Raw genomic sequence first — 6,156 nt, 5'->3', positions numbered from 1 at the left:
ATTTTTCTCGAAATGAAGGGCCCGGTTTTCCCTTAATCTGGACTATACACAATACGCAGTCCTCAGGACTGACAAGTCATTGAAAAATAACAACTTTTTAGGAAAATGGCTCTTGGGGCGTATTACCTTGGTAATACGTTTCCGCAATCTTTGGCAGTTTTCTGCGCCTCAATCGTATTACCTCGGTAATACCCATACTGTTTGAAGCTGGGAGACGGGATCTGACAAGGCAATCGTGTACTACAACTGACGATCAGCCAAGGCTTTCGTCTGTTAATCGGTCAAACATGTCAGATGCTCTCTTCCACAGAATTCTTGTATAAACTACGCTAGCAGCGTATATAGAGATGCATGACCGTACCTCAGATCGCGTTTGAATGGGATGACGCGAAAAGCGATGCCTGTCTCGAAGAGCGTGGATTCAGTTTTGCGGATGTGCTGGTCATCTTTGCGGGGCCTCTGCTTCAGAAGCCGGATAACCGGAAAGACTATGGTGAACCGCGTATCAGGGCTGCAGGCTTAATTGAAGGCGTCCCGTTCATGGTCGTTTATACGGTTCGGGGGGACTGCTTCCGGATCATCTCAGCCCGGAAAATGCACCGGAAGGAGTGGATCAAATGGCAAGAATGACACTGGCAGAGATTAAGGCCCGCTCCTCTACGATCGACTGGACCCGAGTGAACGCTACTACGGATGGAGATCTTGACCGCCAAGCCAAGGAAGATGGCACGGATGTGGATCTTCCGGGGCTGGCCGCTCCGTCACCGGCAACCGTGCGGCGTCACCTGAAGCTGACCCAGAAGGACATTGCGGCCCTTGCGGGCGTGCCAGTTGCTACCTGGCGGAACTGGGAGCAGGGCCGTGTTCGGCTGGATCCCGCAGTACGGACTTTGCTTCGCGTGCTCTGGCGGGAGCCCGATGCCGTGCGTCGGGTAATGGTCGCGTGAGCAATTAGATATTTTATTCAGATAAAATATCTTTATTTATTTCTTTGAAGCCAATGTTCTCAGGAAAACCATCTAAAAATGGATTTTCTGTTTGTTGGTATAAAAATTCTAGAAACTTATCTGAAAATGCAATGCAATTTAAAATGAATTGTCCACCAAAATACGAAGAAAATATTAAAACCCCGTTATCATCGCTATAGTTATACCTAAATCCAAAATTTGTCTCACTTTTTTGCCTATGATTTATTTTTGCTATATTAGGACACATGTTAAATATAGTAGATAAATATGATTTATCTGAATCTAAGTAGTCTATTTTTGAGAAAACTCTTCCTTTAAATTGAGGTCCTATGGTTTTTTCACCAATTTTATTTTTCATATTCTTAAATATAGCGTATGTTAATTTTATAGCAATTTTGTTTACAGACAAAAAACCATATTCTGTTATGGAGATTTCTTTTGCTCCAATGGAAGATATATAGTCTCTATATTCAAAACTTCTTCCGTCGTTTATTTTCGAAATAATACCATTTCTATAAAAAAAACCGTTTTTAAGATATGAGCCATTTTCTTTAAAAAAAGGCTTTTTTGAGTTTGTTATTGCTCGTTTTAGTTTTTCATCATAATGGCGTTTTTCGAGAAATGACATGCTTTGGAATTTTATTATTTCAGGAAGTGTTAAAATAACCGACGCTATTTGATCTTCTTTTTTTGAGTTTTGATTGCATTCGTCACAACAAGAAAAAATAAATTCTTGAGGTGTATGCCTGTGAAAAAAAAAGCTTTTAGGAGGAAGGTGATCTATAGTTGTGGCTAAATTATTGCATATGTAACATCTATTGTCTTCTTTAAGAATTTGCTTGTCTTTTGTTTGCTTTGATTTTGATGGCATGACAATTTCCAATTGTATCTCTAGTTTTGAGAATATTGTTTTTATTTTTGAATTTAAGCCTTCTCTGGACAAGGCGGCGGGAAGCAATCAATATGCTTGAAAATAATGAAGGGGATAGCCCTGCAAGGCCATCCCCTTCGAATCTCGCTGTTGCCCGGCGAGGCAGATGCAGAAGCGATTCAGCCCGCTTAGGCATCCGATGTATAGATAATAGACGTGGCCGATGTTGGTTTCAATGTCTGATTAGCTGTACGGGGAAGTGTCTCGCCTGAGAAGGATCACAGGCATGACCTCTTTCGTTTCCCAGATCTGGACCCTGACCCAAGCCCGCCAGATCACCGCTAGAACGCATCTCGTCCTTCAGGCCCTTGCCAGCTTCGAAGGCCATCGTGGCCTCTTCCCGTCTCACGAAAGCATTGCAGCCCGCGCCGGATGCAGTACCAGAACCGTCATTCGGGCGTTGGAAACAGCCTATAGTCTTGGCTTGGTGGAACGGACCCGCCAGCGTATGCGGCGCTCAGGACGTGTTGTGAATGGTCCCAACCGCTACCGGTTGATCGTGGTCAGCCTGGAACAGGCTAAGGCTGCCGCATTCCATGCGACACAACGTCTCAAAGAGGCTCTCACTCGCCGGAAACTCCGGTTTTCTTCTAACTGCCAAAACGGCAGCGGATCTCATTTTCAAAGAGATATTTTCTTTGAAAAGCCACGCTCAAAGAATGACTGGCTCGACCTGATCTCGTCTTGGTCCCCGTCTCCATCGACGGGTTGATGTTCCTACGCAAGGATTTCCCCTCAGACATACTTTCAAGAGGCTCAAGACGAAGGAGCTCTCCGAAAGACTATCCCTTCATCTCGGCCCGACTTGGCCCTGAATGGCCCGAGACGGCCTCACTCAGCCCGAAATCTTAAAAAATTCTTCTTGAGGCCATTCAGGGCCAAGTCGGGCTATCTCGGACAAAAAACTAATAGGCAAGATATGTGTGCCTACGTAGGCACAAGCCTTACTCGCATTTCATGCTCGACCGGATATAAGTTTAAGACGAAGAGGATCTATGGCCGAGCAAACAGAAAACTTGACCTATCGTCAGTTAGCTGACCGACTTGGACTTTCCCTTGAAGCTGCGCGCGCGCGCGTTCGTCGCGGCCGCTGGCTAAAAATCACGGACAATCATGGCACTGTCCGTGTTTCTGTTCCCGTTTTTGCCCTGAACAAGACCCCTGAACAGACTGAACGCGTAGACCCAGACGTACACCCTGTACGTACACCCGAACACGATGGGATGTTCACCCCGGACAATACGGCTTTGTCCACCCTGCGAGATATGATGGGTCTTCTCCAAACTGAACTGAATGAAAGACGCCAAGAGGTCGCGGATTATCGAGAAGAAAACGCCGTTCTTAAGGAACAGAATGCCCAGCTCAGGGAGCAGATCTCACGGATTGATGGTGAACGCGTACACCCTACGCACACCCCGGACGTTCACCCTGTACAAAGGCCAGTGTTCACTCTGAACGTACACCCTGAACAGACCCGGTCGTACGGGGGGTACGCTCGCCGTAGCTGGTGGTGGCCGTTTGGCTAGGGATTACAGGAAACGGTGTCCGGCATGGGTCTTCAGCAGCGAGGCACGCCGGACATAGCTCCGCAGCACATCGAGACTCTGATGCCGCGAGGTTTCGGCGATCAGCAGCGCATCGGCACCGGCCTCTGCCCCGGAAGTGATGAACCCTGCCCGCAGCGAATGCCCCGAGAAGCGCTCCGGATCGAGCCCCACGGCCTCGGCGGCTGTCTTGATGATCCGCGCCACCGATCGGTCCGAGAGTGACCCGCCGATCCGGCCATGCCGGTCTACGGACCGGAACAGCCGACCGGACGTGATCCCGGCCGCCTCGCACCAGGTCGAGATATGCTCCAGCGTCCGGATGATAGAGCCGTTCAGAATGCCGATCGTCTGACCGGCCCCGTCCGGATCGGTTTTGCTGCGTCGGAGCGTGAGCAGCGCACCGCCTTCCTGGGACACGAGATCCCCGATCTCCAGCGCCACCAGTTCAGATCGTCGCAAGGCCCCGGCAAAGCCCAGGGCCAGAAGAGCTCGGTTGCGTTGACCGATCAGCGTGTCGGGCTGGATGTCGAGCATCCGGCGCAGCAGATCCACGGTCGCGGGGGATTTCCGGGTCGGGGCGGTGCCAAGCGTGCGCCGCATGCCCCGCAGCGCGTCCTGGACGACGCGGGAGCGGCTGAAACTCTCCAACCCCGCCAGCTCATGCGCGCAGGACACGGCCGCCACCCCACGGGCCAGCGTCGCGGCTTTTCGCCCCTGCTCTAAACGCGACGCGATCCAGGCGGAAACGGTTTCAGGCTGAGCGGGGAGCGCCGTGACGCTCTGGGCGTGGCACCAGGCGACGAAGGCGGCCCAGTCGGTGCGATAGGCGCGCAATGTCGCGGGAGACCGGGCCGCCAAGGCCAGACGATTGGCAGCAGTCTGAAGATAATATATTTTATATCTCCTACAATTCTATTGCATTTTTACGTTGAGAATCAGAAATCATCTTTTTTAGAGACTTAATATTTTCTTTTTTTGTTTCTGTGTCGGCAATATTTACTTCACTTTGTGATATATAAAGAGTAAATCTTCTTTTCACACTAATTGATAAATCAATAAAATTCATTGATATAGTTGAAAATATGCTTGGTATCATAATCAATATAGCAAAAAACAATTTTTGATCAAACAAAGATTTAGCAAAATATGCATATACAAAGCTTATAATTATTGATGATATAATTGAGAATATACCATTAATTAGCATTTTATTTTCGGAATTTATTTTAGGGAAAAATATATTTATCGATACAATGAAAAAATAACAAAATCTTGATAAGAATTTATTACTATCTGATGTTATATTTATAATTGACAACGATAGCAACGCTAAGATAATAAAAATTAGGGATATTAAAGTTATCACTTTTAAAAATCCCCTTTTATTCTTCTTCTATAGAAGAAACGAAATTTTCAATTATTGAATTAACTTCAATATAATAATTTTCAATTAGGTATAATATATATCTAATGTCATTTGAGTTGGTTAAGTTCTTTATACTAAGGGTGTCAGTATCTTCTTTTATTGAAATAAAAGAAAATTCAATTTCGTTGTTTTTTGAAAGACAATCTTTGTAAAAATCTTTAATTTTATCAGTAAAAAATTTAATACCAAATAAAGTATTTAATTCTATTCTTGATCCTAATTTATCATCATTGTTTTGAATAAATAATAATGAATCTAATTTTATTTGATTGATCGCATTATCATTTTTAAGATCGGAAACTCTAATTAGAATATTAGATTCGTCTCTAACAAGAACTTCGCAATCATTAAAAATTAATTTTAGATTTTCTTCTAAAGAATCAAAACTAATATTTTTATTATTGTTTTGTATTTTTATATTGTTTTTGTTTTCTTCTTTTTTACTATAAAACATAAATTTTCCAGCTGTATTATTTTTCAGATATCTTATATAAATTAGGATTGATGCAACAGTCTGTAGTTTTTTCTTCTTGTTTTTGCCTCTGTCAGATCACAAAGAAAACTAACACTCCTGCACCGCCTATCCTCATCGGCAATATCAGACGTGGAAATTCGTTTTGCAAATGCATAACGTGCGCTTGGAAGTCTCTTCTAGGTTCTGAGAATGGGCATTCTCAGAACCTAGAAAGGGGCAGAGGCTCAGGAGCCTTTCTCCCGTTCTGCTCGCATCAAGCGTTCTTTTAGAGCCAGCAGATTGGGGTTGATCTTTTTCTGCGGTTTCCAGGGCGTGTTGACCTCGGGAGCCTTCTCATCTTCGTCTGGATCAAGAGACGGATGGCGGGCCGAGGACGTTGGAGCGGGTCCAGCAGACGGCGTGACAGTGCGCGTGGGGCGGTGGGTCTGCCTGGTGTCCTGAGCTGCGACCTTTCGTTCTTTCCTAACCCGGTACAGGCAGGTCTCAAGCGTCCGGATTTTGATCGGAAGGTTCAGCTCTTCTTCGAGCATCTGACGAATGGTCTCCAGTGTATAGCCGGATCGGATCAGGGTCTCGATCCGCTCAATCTGACCGCGCAGGATCCCGACGAGTTTGGTGGGCTTTGGTTTGCTCTTCTGGTCCATTGCGGTACTGTTCCTTTCTGTCAGATCATCCAGAGAGCCCGTCTGCATGTTTTTTGTCAAAAAAGAGTATTTTTGACGTATTTCCGAAGTATTTTTGGAGCGATTTCGGTGTTTCTGAGTTCAGAAAGAGCTTTTTTAGAGAGTTTTTGACGTATTTCTGGTGAG

Annotated in this window: 7 protein-coding genes and 1 pseudogene; 3 read left to right on the top strand and 5 right to left on the bottom strand. The window is 45.7% G+C overall.

The genetic code is table 11. The annotated features are described in order from the left end of the window. Positions 1–351: 351 nt before the first annotated feature. The gene (locus GSP01_RS14190) at positions 352–630 is read left to right on the top strand and encodes a BrnT family toxin (protein ID WP_141354582.1); all 279 of its coding nucleotides are present in this window, start codon (positions 352–354) and stop codon (positions 628–630) included. Continuing rightward, positions 618–947 carry a helix-turn-helix domain-containing protein gene (locus GSP01_RS14185; RefSeq protein ID WP_141354580.1) on the top strand — a complete coding sequence of 110 codons (330 nt, stop codon included), beginning with the start codon at positions 618–620 and terminating at the stop codon, positions 945–947. The genes GSP01_RS14190 and GSP01_RS14185 overlap by 13 nt, the downstream gene beginning before the upstream one ends. Before the next feature lie 13 nt (positions 948–960). Here GSP01_RS14185 and GSP01_RS14180 read toward each other — a convergent pair whose 3' ends face one another. Beyond that, positions 961–1,839, bottom strand: coding sequence for a hypothetical protein (locus tag GSP01_RS14180; RefSeq protein WP_141354578.1), 879 nt, complete (start codon positions 1,837–1,839; stop codon positions 961–963). Positions 1,840–2,125: 286 nt separating this feature from the next. On the opposite strand from GSP01_RS14180, the gene GSP01_RS14175 reads away from it, so the two are divergent. After that, positions 2,126–2,611 carry a helix-turn-helix domain-containing protein gene (locus tag GSP01_RS14175; protein ID WP_141354576.1) on the top strand — a complete coding sequence of 162 codons (486 nt, stop codon included), beginning with the start codon at positions 2,126–2,128 and terminating at the stop codon, positions 2,609–2,611. Positions 2,612–3,428: 817 nt separating this feature from the next. On the opposite strand, the gene GSP01_RS14170 is transcribed toward GSP01_RS14175, so the two are convergent. From GSP01_RS14170 to GSP01_RS14160, 4 genes and pseudogenes are all read right to left on the bottom strand, one after another. Continuing rightward, complete coding sequence (locus tag GSP01_RS14170) at positions 3,429–4,121, bottom strand: site-specific integrase (protein WP_141354574.1); 693 nt, start codon at positions 4,119–4,121, stop codon at positions 3,429–3,431. A 9-nt stretch (positions 4,122–4,130) separates the two neighbouring features. After that, positions 4,131–4,304, bottom strand: a pseudogene (locus GSP01_RS15520) (site-specific integrase); the annotation flags it as partial. Positions 4,305–4,828: 524 nt separating this feature from the next. Next, on the bottom strand, positions 4,829–5,326 hold the full coding sequence (locus GSP01_RS14165) for a hypothetical protein (protein WP_141354572.1): 498 nt from the start codon (positions 5,324–5,326) through the stop codon (positions 4,829–4,831). Between the two features lie 245 nt (positions 5,327–5,571). Beyond that, a complete protein-coding gene (locus GSP01_RS14160; RefSeq protein ID WP_141354570.1) occupies positions 5,572–5,991 on the bottom strand; it encodes a hypothetical protein in 420 nt (139 codons plus the stop codon). Between the last annotated feature and the right edge of the window lie 165 nt (positions 5,992–6,156).

The sequence above is a fragment of the Gluconobacter sphaericus NBRC 12467 genome (assembly GCF_006539125.1).
Classification (GTDB): domain Bacteria; phylum Pseudomonadota; class Alphaproteobacteria; order Acetobacterales; family Acetobacteraceae; genus Gluconobacter; species Gluconobacter sphaericus.
This window is presented reverse-complemented; position numbering and strand designations above follow the sequence as displayed.